Below are 14,708 nucleotides of genomic sequence, written 5' to 3'. Positions count from 1 at the left end.
CAATGCGAATCTTAGTGACCGGAGCCACCGGTTTTTTGGGTGCGCACACCGCTTTGGCTTTGCAAAAAGCTGGGCATACGGTGCTGGGTTTGGGCCGCCGCTGGGAACACGTTCCACAACTACTGATTGCTGGCATTCAGCCAATCAAGGCCGATCTGCGAGATCGTGCTGCGCTGATTGCGGCCTGCGCTGGCTGTGATGTGGTCGTGCATAGTGCGGCACTTTCGGCTCCTTGGGGCAGTCGTAGCGATTTTCAAACCATTAACGTTGATGGTACAGCCAATCTGCTAGCAGGTTGTGCAGCGCAGCAGGTTAGACGCTTGGTGTTTATTTCATCACCAAGCGTTCTTTCCAATGGCCGCGATCAGTTTGATTTGCTGGATACGCTGCCTTACCCAGCGCGGCCAATTTCGCTATACTCGGCTAGCAAACAGCAAGCAGAACAATTGGTGCTCAAACATTCTACGCCCAGCGTGATTTTGCGGCCTAAGGCAATTTTTGGCGAGGGCGATAATGCCTTGTTGCCGCGAATTATCAGCGCAGCCCGCGCTGGCCGCTTGCGTCAATTTGGCAACGGGCAGAATTTAGTTGATTTGACCTATGTTGCCAATGTGGTGCATGCGATTGAGTTGGCGTTAACGGCTCCGGCAGCGCTTGGCAAGTGTTATACAATCACCAATGGCGAACATCCCCAGTTGTGGGCAGTGATTCGGCGGGTGTTGGCGGAATTGGGCTTGAATAGCCAGTTGCGACCAATGCCCCTGTCAATGGCGTTGGTGGTGGCACGAATCATGGAAAGCATCAGTTTGCTGACGCAGCGCGAGCCATTACTGACGCGCTACAGTGTCTTGGCGCTTGCCCGCAGCCAAACTCACTCGCTGATTGCTGCCCAACACGATTTGGGTTATCAGCCGTTGGTTAGCCTTGAAACGGGGATTCAACGGACCATCGCCGCGCTTAAACAACCAACCAAGGGAGTTTAACCAATGCAAGTGATATTGCTGGATACTGGAATTTGCCGCGTGCCTGAATTTCATGTGCTACGCGATGGCAGTCGCCGCATGCTCGATTGCCATGCAGTTGTGGCCTTGATTGAGCATCCCCAACGCGGCTGGGGCTTGTTTGATGTTGGGTATAGCCAAGCGATGATCAGCGCAACTCAACAATTGCCGTGGTCGCTCTATCGGCAGGCAACGCCCTTGCAATTATCGCCTGAATTAGAAGTAGTCAATCAATTGCCACGCTATGGTTTGAGTGCCGCCGATATTGGTTGGATTGTGCTTTCGCATGCCCACGCCGACCACGTAGCCGCCTTGGCCGATTTTCCCCAAGCCCAAATCTATATGTCAGCAGTAGCATTTGAATTGCTCAGCCAAGTTCAAGGGATTAACGCCTTGCGGCGCGGGATTATTCCCAGTTTGTTTCCCCAAGGTTGGCATCAACGGCTGCATTTAATTTATGAATTTCGCGACCAACCACTGTTTGCGTTGGGTAACACCCACGATTTGTTTGGCGATGGCTTATTAAAGTTGGTTGAGTTGCCAGGCCATGCACGCGGCCAAATCGGCATGTATATCGCCAATTCGCGCCCAATCTTGTTGGCAGCAGATGGTGCTTGGCATTCGCGGGCAATTCGCGAGCAAGTGCTGCCCCACCCAATCATCTATTTTATGATCGATGATGCCAAGGCCATGGCCACAACCTTGGCCCGTTTGAGCGCCTTTGCCCAAGCCTACCCTGAGGTGCTAATTGTACCCTGCCATTGCCCAGAAATCTATGCCAGCGAGGTTGCGACGGCGTGAGCATCAGCGATGTCTTGACCATGGGCTATCATTTTGGGCAGGCGCGTTGGCGTTGGCAACACCTGAATGGCGAGCGCCTGCCTGCCTTTCAAGCTACTAAAACGCGGCAATTAATTGCGTGGGTTGCCCAGCATTCAGCCTTCTATCGCCAGCATTGGCAGGGCCACAACCTCAACGATTGGCGTAATTTGCCAGCCGTTGATAAAAGCTTGATGATGGCCAATTTTCGTGAATTCAACACGTTGCAAGTGCCAGCCGCCGCCGCCTTCGATTTAGCGCAACAAGCCGAGCAACAACGTGATTTCGTGCCACGCTTGGGCGATCTGACGATCGGACTTTCGTCGGGCACATCGGGGTATCGCGGCTTATTTTTGGTTAGTGCCGCCGAGCAATTACTGTGGGCGGGCACGATTTTAGGCCGCACTTTACACCAAATCAAGCCAACCAAAATTGCCTTTTTTCTACGAGCTAACAGCAATCTCTATCAGCAGTTGGGCGGGCGGCTAATTCAATTTCGCTATTTTGACTTGACCCAAGCCTTAGTAGGCCACATTCAAGTGCTGAATGAATATCGACCAACGATTATTGTTGCTCCGCCAGCGTTGTTGCTGCAATTGCTAGCAGCGGCGCAAAACGGCCAACTTAGCCATCGACCTGAACGAATGATTAGTGTTGCCGATGCTTTGGCAAATGATGAACAGCAACAGCTCAGCAACTACTTTGACATTCCAATTGAGCAAATCTACCAAGCAACCGAAGGCTTATTGGGGATTTCGTGCGCTCACGGCAATTTGCACCTACAAGAAGATATTGTGGCAGTCGATTTTGAGGATTTGGGCCAAGGGCGGGTTACGCCGTATATCACCGATTTATGGCGACGGACGCAGCCAATTATTCGTTATCGTTTAAATGATGTGTTGCGCTTGAGTTCGCAGCCATGTACCTGTGGTAGTGCCTTTGCAGTGATTGAGCAAATCGAGGGGCGGCGTGATGATCTGTGTTATTTCACTTGCCACGGTCAACGCCAAGCGATTTTCCCCGATAGTTTGCGCCGCGCTATGCTCTTGGCGCATTCGGCCATCCAAGAATATCAAATCACCCAAACTCATGACGATCAACTTACAATTAACGTGATGCTGGCGGATTTTGCCGATCAAGTGGCTGTTGGAGCAGCAGTTGAGCAGCAGATTAAGCTACATCTCGCTGATTATGGTTGTACCAATTGCCAACTGAGCATTGGTTTTGAGCCAATCGAGTATGGCTTAGTTAATAAACGTCGTCGGGTCATTCGCCAATGAATTATTGCATTTTGGCGCTTGGTTCGCGCGGCGATGTGCAGCCGTTTATCGCCTTGGCACTGGGTTTGCAAACTGAGGGCCATCAGGTCGTTATCGCTGCTGCCCATGATTATCGTAGCTTGGTCGAAGGCTATGGCTGCCGTTTTGCCCCGTTGGTTGGCTCAATTCCAGCCTTGCTCGACCCTGAACAGATGGCAGCGGGCTTGGCAGCAGGTCGCGGCGCAATCATCAAACAATTTCTTCAACAAACGCCACCAATTCTTCATCAATTAATCGCTGATGCGTTAGCGGCATGTCAAACTGCCGATTGTTTAATTGTTTCCAGTTTAGGGATGTGGCCTGCGCTGCATCTAGCCGAGCATTTACAAATTCCAGTGGTGTTGGTGCATCTGCATCCTTATGGCTCTAGCAGCCAAACCGCGCATCATTTTGTGCCTCAATTAACCTGGGCCAGCTATCGCCGAATGAGCTATCGCATGGCCGAGCAATTGCAATGGCAAGTCTTACGCATGGCCTTCAATCAGGCTCGTCAGCAACTATTGCAGCGCCCAAGCCTAAGCATCGGACAACTTTGGCAACGGAGCCGCGATTTTCAGCCGCCAAGCTTGTATGCCTACAGCCCGTTGGTGGCTCCGCCGCCAGCAAATTGGCGCGACGATGGCTCAATCACTGGCTATTGGTTGCTAGCGCCAGCAGCAGATTGGCAAGCGCCAGCGGTGGTTCACAATTTTCTGGCAGCAGGTTCAGCGCCAATCACCATTAGTTTTGGCAGCATGCTGCATGGTCAAAAGCGCGGCAATCAATTGAGCCAATTAGTGATTGCTGCCAGCAAAAAAGCCAAAGTTCGTTTGATTATCAACCAAGGCTGGGGCGATTTGGCTCAGGGCAATTTACCCAGTAATTGCTTGGCAATCAATGGATTGGCCTATGCTTGGTTATTTGAGCGGGTAGCGGCGATCGTACATCATGGCGGGGCGGGCGTAACCGCCACAGCCTTAGGCGCAGGCAAGCCCGCCTTGGTCACACCATTTTTGGGCGACCAATACTTTTGGGGTCGGCGGGTGTATGATCTCAAAGCGGGGCCAGCGCCTGTGCCAGCCAACCAATTGCAAATTGCGCAGCTGGCTACCCTGCTGCGCAGCTTGATTGAGCGCGATGATTATCACGCAGTGACGCAACAACTTGCGACGCAACTAGCCCAAGAGCACGGCGTAACCAAGGCCATCGCTTGGCTAAAACAACGATTTTGAAATTACACGAGGTAGTGTTATGCAATTTCCTCTGCGCATCGCCGGAATCGGCGCGTACTTACCAGCCACCATTGTTACCACCAGCGAGCTAGCCGAGCGCTTTGGGGTTGATCCAGGCTTAATTGAGCGGATCACGGGCATTCGTGAGCGCCGTTACGCTGGAGCTGAAACTGCCTTGACCATGGCCACCCAAGCCGCCCAGCAAGCACTAACCAACGCCAATTATGCGCTTGATAGCATCGATTTAATTGTGGTGGCTTCAGCTGGAATGCACCAAGCGATTCCATGTACGGCGGCCTTATTGCAAAACGCTTTGCAAGCACCAGTTGGCCGTAGTGCCTGCTTCGATTTGAATGCAACTTGTATGAGTTTTATGCTGGCGTTGCAATTGTTAGCCCCATTAATTAACAGTGGTGTCTATCAACGAGTGCTATTAGTCAGCAGCGAACGGGCCTCAGTTTCGCTCAATCCGCATGAATGGGAATCGACGGCCCTGTTTGGCGACGCAGCGGCAGCGGTGATATTGGAGCGCGGCGATGGCAGCAGCAGCCTGCAACATAGCCAATTTGCCACGTGGAGCAATGGCAGCGATTTGATTCAGGTGCGTGGCGGCGGCACGGCCCAACATCCCAACGCTGCTGATACCACGCCCGACATGAATTGGTTTATGATGCAGGGGCCGTTGGCGTTTCGCTTTGTCTTGCGCGAAATGCAGCAATTTGTTGAGCGATTTTTGGCTGAGCTTGGTTGGCAAAATAGTGAAATTGATGCAGTTATTCCACATCAAGCCAACCGCCATGCGATCGAGCAAGTGCAAGCACGCTTGGGCTTTCAGCCTGATCAAGTAATTAGCAATCTCGCCACCCGTGGCAATTGCGTTTCGGTATCTGTGCCCTTGGCCTTGGCCGAAGCAGTTGCGGCTGGCCGAATTCAGCGTGGCAACCGCTTAGTGCTACTTGGCTCTGGTGCAGGCATTACCTTAGGTGCAGTTGCTTTGATTTACTAGGAAATCACGATGGTTGGGTTAATTACTGGGGCTGGCACGGGCATTGGTCAGGCCATGGCGCTGGCCTTGGCCAAACATGGCGCAACAATTATTTTAGTTGGTCGCCGCCGCGAACCGCTGATTCAAACGGCCAGCTTGATCACTCAAGCTGGTGGCCAAGCTTGGCCGATTGTGTGTGATTTGAGCGATCGTCAAGCGGTTGCCGCCCTCGCCGCTCAAATCAAACAACGTTATGTTCAGCTCGATTTGCTAATTCATAATGCAGCGTTGCTAACAGGCGGTGCGTTTGATCAACTGCCAGAATCAGCCATTCTTGCAACCCTTAATACCAATTTGCTACACCCCATTTGGCTGACTCGCCAACTACTGCCTAAAACAGTGTTGATTGTTGGCAGCACTGTTAGCCGCGTCGCCATGCCTGGAACCAGCTTGTATAGCCTGAGCAAAGCTGCGCTTGAGGCTTGGGGCTTGGCATTAACAGCAGAAACCAGCATCAAGGTTGTGCGGGCCTATCCCCCAGCCACCAAAACCGCCATTACTGCGGCTATGGCCCAACAAACAGGCCAACGCTTCCCACTCGCTGAGTCCAGTAGAGTCGGCGAACAGATTATCCAGCGCTATTTGGCGGGCGAAACCGAAATTGTGCTGAGTGCCAGTGATCGGCTGCTGTTTCGCTTGCAACGCTATGCCCCAAAACTTGTACAAGCCTTGCTCAAACGCTATCGTCAACAGCTAATCAAGCTTTGGGGTGCTAAGATTGATTGAAACTACGAAAAACACGAAGGTTAAGTTTTTAGCCACGAATTTCACGAATTGCCCAAATTATAGATTTCATCCCTCATAATTCTTCCTTCATTTCTTTGCCAGATCGTCAATCAACGAATCGTAAACGGCAAATAAATAAAATTGGCTGGCGTGACCGAGAATCTACGGGTGGCACTTTGGCCTTGATAGCTACCACAATCGTACTCAACATGCCAGTTCCATTCGTCTAGGGCAGTGGCTGGCAGGGCTTGGGTTTGGGCGTAGCTATAGGTAAACGACGATGGTGGCGGTCCAGAACCCATACTACCATTGAAGATATAGGCTCGATCACCTGGGCCATTGAGGTAGATTTTGTGACCACAGCGTGGGCCTTGCCAATTAAACGTCCATTTATTCGGGGCAATCGGTTGCGCCAAAATGGCACTATCTGCTGGTGATTGCAAAACTGGTTCTGGCGGTGGAGTTGCGGTTGGCCCACCGCTGGCTTGCACAAGCGTGGTTGACGTTGCGGAATTGGCATTACCAGGATCAACAAGCATAGCGACGGCAAACAGTCCGATCAGCCCTATCAAAAGGATAGCGCCTGAGCGTTCGAGTAAATTCATACCACCCTCCTAAACGATAGCCTTGGCTGAATCAGTACAGCCAATATGCTATAGATCGATGGTAGTTTTTTCGAACGCGATAAGCAATAGCCGATCATGGCTAGATCAGCGATGTTGATCCACACAGGACACGAAGAGCACGAAGCGTTGAAACCACGAAAGGCGCGAAGACCACCAAGATGAGGCTATGGGCTTTTGGCTATTGGGATTCATGGTCAATACTCAATAAACTTCCGATAGCCCATTGTCCAAAGCCTATAACCATCCTCTCCTCTGGGTTAAATCTCCCCTTGATCGCTATGTTGCCTTCTGACGTTATAGGCCAATAATGCCGCGCCGACGCAGGAACGGTAGAATGCTTTGTTCGAGTGGACGATCAGTGCGGATGCCAGCATAGGTTGCACCATAGCGCTGACATACTTGTTCGTTCATGCGTACCCAGCGTACTAATTTTTCGCGATAGGCTTTGTGCGTTTGTTGATCAAGCTCAAGCGCCAATACTTGGCCAGTTTCGCTATCTTCGAATTCGACTGGGCCAGTCAGGGTCGGCTTAATTTCTTCGGGATGTAGAAGATGCAGGATTACAACTTGCCAAACTGGTGGAGCAGCGGCTCGCAGTAGTGGTTCTAAATCACTCGTCCATAAATCAGAAATAATTAAAAGCATGCCGCCAGCATTGCGTCGAACTGCTTGGGTAATTGGGGTGAATGAGGTTTGTTCAGCCCAGTTCAAATTGCTCAAATAGCGCAGCATATCGGGGCCACGCGCCCGACTAACCATCGGCCCAAATGGCTTGATTAATTTGCTGGTGAAGGGCCAAATTGTGGTTTGATCGTTTGAGGTTAGGCCGAGGTAGCCCAGCATTGCTGCCAAACGCAAGGCATAACGGCCTTTGTGCAGTTCGCCATGGCCCCAATCCAGCGAGGCTGAGCAATCGAGGGCAATGGTTACATTAATATCTTGCTCGGTTTCACCAAGCTTAAGATGCAAATCTTCATGGCGAGCATAAGCAAACCAATCAACGTGGCGCAGATCGTCGCCTGGGCTGTAGGCGCGATGGTCGCTAAATGTTGGAGCTGGCAAGCGGCGGCGTGAGGCATGTTCGCCGCTCAAACCACCGCGCAAGTTACGGCGTGAACGCAAGGCTAAGCGCTCGATTCGCGCTAAAAATTCTGGGTTGAACAGATCGCCGCTAGCGCCCGAAGTAGTCTTGAATCGCATCGCGTAGCTCCGCTGGAATATTGGATGGATCGCTGATATCGCTGGGAACGCTGCCGCCGCTGCTCCCAGGATTGCCGCCGCCAGTGCCCTCGCCACCTGGCAGGGTGATTGAGGTATCGCCGCCAGTGCCAGCAGTAGTTTCGCCAACTGGTGGGGCTTCAGGCAGTTGCACATCAGGGCCAAGCGCATCGGCAGCGGCTGGCGATGAACGGCTGCCAGTGCCTGGATTATTGCCAGCACCATTATTGTTAGGTTGACCAGTTTCAGTTTGGCCAGTCTGGCCTTGTTGCTGGTCGCTACCTGCTTGAGGATCAGTGCTGGTTTGACCGTTTTGCTGATCGCCATTACCAAAATCAGCTTGGGCATTATCAAGTTGGTCGGTTAGTTGGGCCAAATCTTCGAGCGCATCGGCAGCATTTTGCGGATTACCGCGCAGTTGGTCAGCATTATTGCGCAAACGCTCGGCCACTTCAGGTTGATCTTGTAGCTGCTCGGCGGCTTGTTCAAGCCCATCGGCAATTTCGTTGCGGGTTTGGGGCGATAGCTGATCAGCTTGATCGGCTAGTTTGGCCAGTTCTTCGCTGGCTTTTTGGGTATCACCACGACGCAGCGCATCGGCAGCAGCACGGGTTGCGCCATTATCGCTCAAACCATCAGCTAAAGCATCGGCAATTTCTTGACCTTCAGGGCTAAGCTCGGGCTGTTGATCAGGTTGGTTGCCGACTGGCTGATTGGGATCGGCGGCTGGATCTTCTTCAGCAGCAGGTTGCTGAGGTGGCTCGGTGGTCGCCAAACTGGCCAATTCGCTCAATGGCTCAGTGGTGGCATCAGGCAAGCCTGCGTTGATTTGACCAAGCACAAATAAGCCAGTTGCCAATAACGCGGCCAAACCCAAGCTTTGCCATTCTAGGGCAATTGGGGCAAGCACACGGCTGGTTGCATCGCGAGCAACACTGGGCAAACGCCGATTAGCGCGTTCAAGATTGACCACATGAAAGCCATCGCGTTGGCGTTGAAACTCGCTGGCAGTACTCAATTGGGCATTTAATTGATATTGTTGATCAAGTAATTGAGCCAATTGAGTAGGTGAGAGTATCGACTTCCATGCATAAACTACGCCTAAGGCTACAACCAAAATTACAATCAACCCGAGAATTGGCCATGAAAGCGGCCAATCTAGCCAGTTTCGGCCAATTAAGCCAAGACACAACACGCCAAGTGCCATCCATGCGGCCCGAATCAGCAGGCGCTGGCGCTGGTAGCGTTGGAGTCCTGTATGTAATTCAGTCAGTTGTTGATTAATATTCATTGTGTGCTCCTAGCCTTGGCACGCTGGTGAATAGCTGCATGCGCTGAAGCGTGGGAAGTGCAACCAATCAATTGCTTTTAGGAGTGTACCATAGAATAACAATGGATCGGCCTCTGCTATAATTGACAGTTGGAACTGATACACCACCGCAGGAGGATTTGTGACTCAAGCACATACACTCGATGAACGGGCCATCAATACAATCCGCATGTTGTCGGTTGATGGTGTGCAAGCGGCTAATTCGGGCCACCCAGGCTTACCAATGGGGGCGGCGGCCATGGCTTATGTGCTCTGGACGCGCCACCTCAAACATAATCCGGCTAATCCAGATTGGGCTGATCGCGACCGCTTTGTGCTGTCGGCGGGCCATGGCTCAATGCTGTTGTATAGTTTGTTGCATCTCACGGGCTATGATCTTTCGCTCGATGATTTGAAGAATTTTCGCCAATGGCATAGCAAAACTGCTGGTCACCCAGAATATGGCTATGCCGCAGGCATCGAAACCACGACTGGCCCACTTGGCCAAGGGTTTGCCACGGGCGTGGGCATGGCGATTGCCGCCCGTCACTTAGCAGGCACGTTCAATCAACCTGATCTCGAGATCGTCAAACATCATATTTATGCAATTGTCTCCGATGGCGATTTGGAAGAAGGAATTAGCGCCGAAGCCGCTTCGTTGGCTGGTCACCTCAAATTGGGCGAACTCATTTACCTCTATGATGATAACGAAATTTCGATTGAAGGCGATACCTCAATTGCCTTCACCGAAGATGTGCCAGCCCGTTTCCGCGCCTATGGCTGGCATGTGCAAGAGATCGACGGGCTTGATCCTGAGCAAGTTGATGCGGCCTTGCATGCTGCCAAAGCGGTAACCGATCAGCCATCGTTGATTGTGGCCCACACCGTGATTGGCTTTGGCTCGCCCAATCGGGCTGGCACGGCCAAAGCTCACGGTTCGCCGCTCGGCCCCGATGAAGTTAAATTGACCAAAGAGGCGCTTGGTTGGCCGCTCGAACCGACCTTCTACATTCCCGAAGAAGTCTTGGCCCACTTCCGCCAAGCCTTGGATCATGGGGCAGCGGCTGAGCAAGCCTGGAACGAATTGCTCGAACGCTACACGGCGGCCCATCCTGAAAAAGCTGCTGATTTCAAGCAACGTATGTCGGGCGAATTGCCAGCAGGTTGGGATAGCACCTTGCCTGTTTGGCCAACTGATGCCAAAGGTGTAGCAACCCGCAAATCATCTGAAACCGCCTTGAATGCCTTGGCCGAGCAAATTCCAGCCTTAATTGGCGGCTCAGCCGATTTGGCCGAATCGACCTTTACCTTGATCGAGCATGCTCAATCGTTCCAAGCTGATACGCCGCAAGGCCGCAATATGCACTGGGGGATTCGTGAGCATGCCATGGTTGCCGCCGTCAACGGGATGGCTTTGCATGGTGGCACGATTCCATACGGCGCAACCTTCTTAGTTTTTAGTGATTATTGCCGGGCCTCAATTCGCTTGGCAGCCTTGATGGGCATTCGCACGATTCAAGTTTTTACCCACGATAGCATTGGCGTTGGCGAAGATGGCCCAACCCACCAACCAATCGAACACATCCCATCGTTGCGGATTATCCCCAATTTGAATGTGATGCGGCCTGGTGATGCCAACGAAACCAGCCAAGCTTGGCGTGTGGCAGTTAGCCATAAAGGCCCAACCTTGCTAGCCTTGACCCGCCAAAACTTGCCAACCCTTGATCGCACGCGCTATGCCTCGGCAGAGGGTGTGGCTCAAGGTGGTTATGTCTTGGCTGATAGCGCTGGTCAACCAGAGTTGATCATCATTGCAACTGGCTCGGAATTGCAACATGCCGTCGCTGCCTACGAACAATTAAGTGGCGAAGGAGTCAAGGTACGGGTGGTCAGTATGCCGTCAACCTTCTTGTTTGATGCCCAATCGGCGGAATATCGTGAGAGCGTGCTGCCCAAGACTGTGACCAAACGGATTGCGATTGAAGCCGCCCATCCAGTGACTTGGTATAAATATGTTGGAACTGAGGGCGATATTATTGGGATTGATCACTTCGGTGCCTCAGCGCCAATTAATATTTTGATGAAGGAATTTGGCTTTACCGCCGAAAACCTGATTGCCCGCGCCAAGGCCTTACTGGCCAAATAATTAATCGATCGATCAACCTTATAACGCGAAGGACGAGTTGCTCGTGCTTCGCGTTATGCTGTAGAAAGGCAATTAATCATGAAAATTGCGGTCGGAACTGATCATGGTGGTTTGATTTTGAAACAAGCGGTAATTGAAGAGGTGCAACGATTAGGCCATGAAGTGCTCGATTTTGGCACCGATTCGCCAGCCTCAGTCGATTATCCTGATTTTGCTGCGGCTGTGGGCAATGCCGTGGTGAGTGGTCAAGCTGAACGCGGAATCGCGATTTGTGGCAGTGGCGTTGGCGTGACGGTCGCCGCCAATAAAATTAAAGGGGTACGAGCCTGTTTGTGCCACGACACCTACTCGGCGCATCAAGGGGTTGAGCACGACGATCTAAATGTGTTGTGTTTGGGCGGTCGAGTAATTGGCCCAGCCTTGGCAGGCGAAATTGTGCAAGCATTTTTAAGCGCCACTTTTCAAAATGAAGCTCGCTTTACTCGACGCTTGGATAAAGTGATTGCCTTAGAAAACCAATAGATTAGGGCTAAAACAAAGCCCCGTGCTTGTAATAAGCACGGGGCTTTTTGAATTTAGTTGGTCGGTTTAGTTCTTGGTGATGGCTGGCAAGAAGACCAATGATGGGCCTTCTGGCACAACTTCTGCAACACAAGCCTTAACGCTGATGTTATCGATCTTCCAACCATCAGGGCGGCCAACTGAATCGTCGGAGGCGAGGCGGAAGCGGAACATCACGCTTTGACCATTGTAGGCATTCAAATCAACCACGCTCTTCAACCAATCTTGGGGATCACCACACCAAGCTTGGCTACCGTTGAGTGGGTTAGTTGATGCAGTAATTGCACCGTTATAGGGGTCGGTCAACAAAGCTGAGTTTGGAATTTGGTTCCAAGCTGAGCCACCATCAGTTGAAACTTCAACCAGTGCACCGTCATAACAGCCACCAGCCGATCGATCTTCGATGGTTTGCGAGTTCCAGAATTGTAACGTTGGGGTTAAACCTTCGGTCAAACTAATTGCTGGAGTCGTGATCCATTGATCGGATACCGATGCAGGATCAGTTGCCTTGATGCCATTGCCACCGTTATAGCCGAATGCGCCATAGGCCCAAGTATCGCCAGTGCCACCGTGCACCCAGCTTGGGTCGCTATCAAAGGTTTCGTTGAAGGCAACCACAGTTTCGGTGCCAATTGGACAATCGCCAGGTGCAGCTTCGGTGGTGAAACTGAAGGTGCTGCTAAAGGCGCTGACTCCACAAGCATTGGCAGCGCGGACGCGCCAGTAGTGCTTGGTGTTGGTGCTCAATGGAGCGCTGGTCAAGCTGGTTAGCTCGGTGGTTGCAGTGTAGACCAAGTTGCTGAAGTTGGCATCGCTAGCAATTTCCAGCAAGTAGTTGGTTGCGCCAGCAGCACTTGACCAACTGAATGCCGGGGTTTCGCTGACGTTGGTCGCATTGTTAGCAGGAGCCGTCAAGCTTGGGGCGGCACTTGGCAAACCGCCTGAGATACTGAGATCTAGGTTGGTGGTGCGGCTGATCGTCGTGCTATCGCCACGGATAGCCACACTATAATCGCCAGCCATGGCTGTGCTGAGGTTGCCAATTGTGAGTTGGCTGCTTAAGGTTGGCGAAATGACTGGATTTGGCGTAAAGCTGGCAGTTGCCCCAGCAGGTAAGTTGCTCGCTGAGAGGGTTACTGGCTCGCTGAAGCCTGAAATCCAACCGAGGTTAACGGTCGTTTGGGCTGAAACAGGCGCACAAACTGCTACGCTGGATGGGTTAACATTCAACGTGAAGGCTGGGGTTCCACCTGTACCATCAAGCACTAATGCGCCAGAGTTAGTTGGATCAAGCCAATCTTTCAAGCGGCTTGTACTGGTACCACCACCATTCCACGAAACCGAAACCCGGCCATACCAGTCGGAAAGTTCGTTACCACAGGCAGCATAGCCACCATGCAGCTGACCAACGATCCGGTGATTGGGATCATACAATGGTGAGCCTGACGAACCACCTTCAGTTGTTCCAAGATCCCAGTCAACAACCCGAATGTGGGTGCCACCGCCTGGAACGGTTGTGCCAAGGTAATCGGTGGTTTGGGTTGCTTGATCTTCAAAGCTGATGCGTTTTTCTTCAACGCCAGGGTGGTGAATCGCCACAACACTGGGGAAGTCGCCACTTTGGGCATTCCAACCAGACCAGAATGGTGCATATTCGGTTGGAACTTCGTCATCAAGTTCAATCAAAGCAAAGTCGGAGGCAGCATAGTTGGCCAGTAAAATTGCCCCAGTCATGGTGGTGTTGGGCTTGGGCAATGGCGTGCCGTTTTCAGCTGAGCCAATCGTGCGACACAGGGTTGATTCGTAATTCCAATAGGTTACAACGGTGGCTGCATTCTCTGCGGTAATGCCACAGTGATTAGCGGTTAGGAAGTAGGGCTTTTGATCATTGGCCGTGGTATTGATCAATGCACCACTACACATATCCAAGCCATTGCGGGTATAAGCGGCAACAGAATTAATTTCTGCCCGCCAGTCATCACCCTCAGGACAAACTACATCGACGTTACACGAGCCAGATTTATCGACCAATAGATCGCGGGGAATACCGAAGCCGCTGAAGCCACGGTTAATTGCGCTCAAGGTCAGGTCGGCAAGGGCAAACTCGCCACTATCGGCGCTGTATTCGATAATCATTTGATCGCCAGCGACGATTGGAGTCCATAATTGGCCGTGCTCTTCGTTATCAGCAGCACTGTATGGCCCAAGAATTGAGCGATAATCAGGGCTGTAGAGAAACAATTGGCCACTCTTGGGGAGGTTGTAGCTGGTAAAGCCTACGTTGATCGACAAGGCCTTTGGTGCGTCGATGCGTAAACGAGCGACGGTACGATTGCCAACGATTTCGATTGAAGCCACTTGCTTGATGTCAAGCGTGGTTTGGTAATCTTTGGCGAAACGCGTTGGCAAATTACTTGGGCGCTTGGCGGCATCAGCGCGTTCTTTGGCAAGGTCAAGTTCTGGCACAGCAATCTGGGCTACTGTGTTCAAATCCTTTAAGCCTTGAGCCAATCCTAACGGACGGTCGGAAGTGCTGGCTTGATTTTGCGCAGCGGTGAACGGCACCTTAGCCCCAATTACCGATAATAAAACGGTAATCGCAAGTAAGGCAAATACCCAACGGGATCGAACCATGCCATAACCTCCTGAGGCGTGTTCCACACAACATTGAGGGGAATTGGAGAGGATTTTGTGAATAGGTCTACTATAAAAATAATTAGACGATTT

Annotated in this window: 12 protein-coding genes; 8 read left to right on the top strand and 4 right to left on the bottom strand. The window is 51.9% G+C overall.

From position 1 onward, the window contains the following. Positions 1–2 precede the first annotated feature (2 nt). From ABEB26_RS16320 to ABEB26_RS16295, 6 genes are read left to right on the top strand one after another with little or no spacing between them, the layout of a single operon-like run. Positions 3–983: an NAD-dependent epimerase/dehydratase family protein gene (locus ABEB26_RS16320; RefSeq protein ID WP_345723112.1), complete on the top strand. Its 981-nt coding sequence runs from the start codon at positions 3–5 to the stop codon at positions 981–983. A 3-nt stretch (positions 984–986) separates the two neighbouring features. Continuing rightward, positions 987–1,802, top strand: a complete 816-nt coding sequence (locus tag ABEB26_RS16315) for an MBL fold metallo-hydrolase (RefSeq protein ID WP_345723111.1) — start codon at positions 987–989, stop codon at positions 1,800–1,802. Beyond that, positions 1,799–3,100, top strand: a complete 1,302-nt coding sequence (locus tag ABEB26_RS16310; RefSeq protein ID WP_345723110.1) for a F390 synthetase-related protein — start codon at positions 1,799–1,801, stop codon at positions 3,098–3,100. Before ABEB26_RS16315 ends, ABEB26_RS16310 begins: the two co-directional genes overlap by 4 nt. After that, positions 3,097–4,350 carry a glycosyltransferase gene (locus ABEB26_RS16305; RefSeq protein ID WP_345723109.1) on the top strand — a complete coding sequence of 418 codons (1,254 nt, stop codon included), beginning with the start codon at positions 3,097–3,099 and terminating at the stop codon, positions 4,348–4,350. Before ABEB26_RS16310 ends, ABEB26_RS16305 begins: the two co-directional genes overlap by 4 nt. Before the next feature lie 19 nt (positions 4,351–4,369). Then, entirely contained in the window at positions 4,370–5,356 is a 987-nt protein-coding gene (locus ABEB26_RS16300) for a 3-oxoacyl-ACP synthase III family protein (RefSeq protein WP_345723108.1), read from the top strand. A 9-nt stretch (positions 5,357–5,365) separates the two neighbouring features. Further along, positions 5,366–6,121 carry an SDR family NAD(P)-dependent oxidoreductase gene (locus ABEB26_RS16295; protein WP_345723107.1) on the top strand — a complete coding sequence of 252 codons (756 nt, stop codon included), beginning with the start codon at positions 5,366–5,368 and terminating at the stop codon, positions 6,119–6,121. Positions 6,122–6,231: 110 nt separating this feature from the next. Here ABEB26_RS16295 and ABEB26_RS16290 read toward each other — a convergent pair whose 3' ends face one another. The 3 genes from ABEB26_RS16290 to ABEB26_RS16280 form a co-directional block, all read right to left on the bottom strand. Further along, positions 6,232–6,726, bottom strand: a complete 495-nt coding sequence (locus tag ABEB26_RS16290) for a hypothetical protein (protein ID WP_345723106.1) — start codon at positions 6,724–6,726, stop codon at positions 6,232–6,234. 315 nt (positions 6,727–7,041) lie between these two features. Then, the gene (locus ABEB26_RS16285) at positions 7,042–7,947 is read right to left on the bottom strand and encodes a DUF58 domain-containing protein (protein ID WP_345723105.1); all 906 of its coding nucleotides are present in this window, start codon (positions 7,945–7,947) and stop codon (positions 7,042–7,044) included. Next, complete coding sequence (locus ABEB26_RS16280) at positions 7,919–9,256, bottom strand: hypothetical protein (RefSeq protein ID WP_345723104.1); 1,338 nt, start codon at positions 9,254–9,256, stop codon at positions 7,919–7,921. The genes ABEB26_RS16285 and ABEB26_RS16280 overlap by 29 nt, the downstream gene beginning before the upstream one ends. A 160-nt stretch (positions 9,257–9,416) precedes the next feature. Here ABEB26_RS16280 and tkt point away from each other — a divergent pair, with 160 nt between their 5' ends. Both tkt and rpiB read left to right on the top strand, forming a co-directional pair. Next, positions 9,417–11,420 (top strand): transketolase, encoded by a 2,004-nt coding sequence (tkt, locus tag ABEB26_RS16275; protein WP_345723103.1) that lies wholly within the window; start codon positions 9,417–9,419, stop codon positions 11,418–11,420. 78 nt (positions 11,421–11,498) lie between these two features. Then, complete coding sequence (rpiB, locus tag ABEB26_RS16270) at positions 11,499–11,942, top strand: ribose 5-phosphate isomerase B (RefSeq protein ID WP_345723102.1); 444 nt, start codon at positions 11,499–11,501, stop codon at positions 11,940–11,942. A gap of 66 nt (positions 11,943–12,008) precedes the next feature. Here rpiB and ABEB26_RS16265 read toward each other — a convergent pair whose 3' ends face one another. Next, the gene (locus ABEB26_RS16265) at positions 12,009–14,615 is read right to left on the bottom strand and encodes a choice-of-anchor J domain-containing protein (RefSeq protein ID WP_345723101.1); all 2,607 of its coding nucleotides are present in this window, start codon (positions 14,613–14,615) and stop codon (positions 12,009–12,011) included. Positions 14,616–14,708 lie beyond the last annotated feature (93 nt).

This window comes from Herpetosiphon gulosus, from assembly GCF_039545135.1.
GTDB lineage: Bacteria > Chloroflexota > Chloroflexia > Chloroflexales > Herpetosiphonaceae > Herpetosiphon > Herpetosiphon gulosus.
Note: the sequence above shows the minus strand (reverse complement) of the source record. Positions and strands in the feature narration are given on the sequence as shown.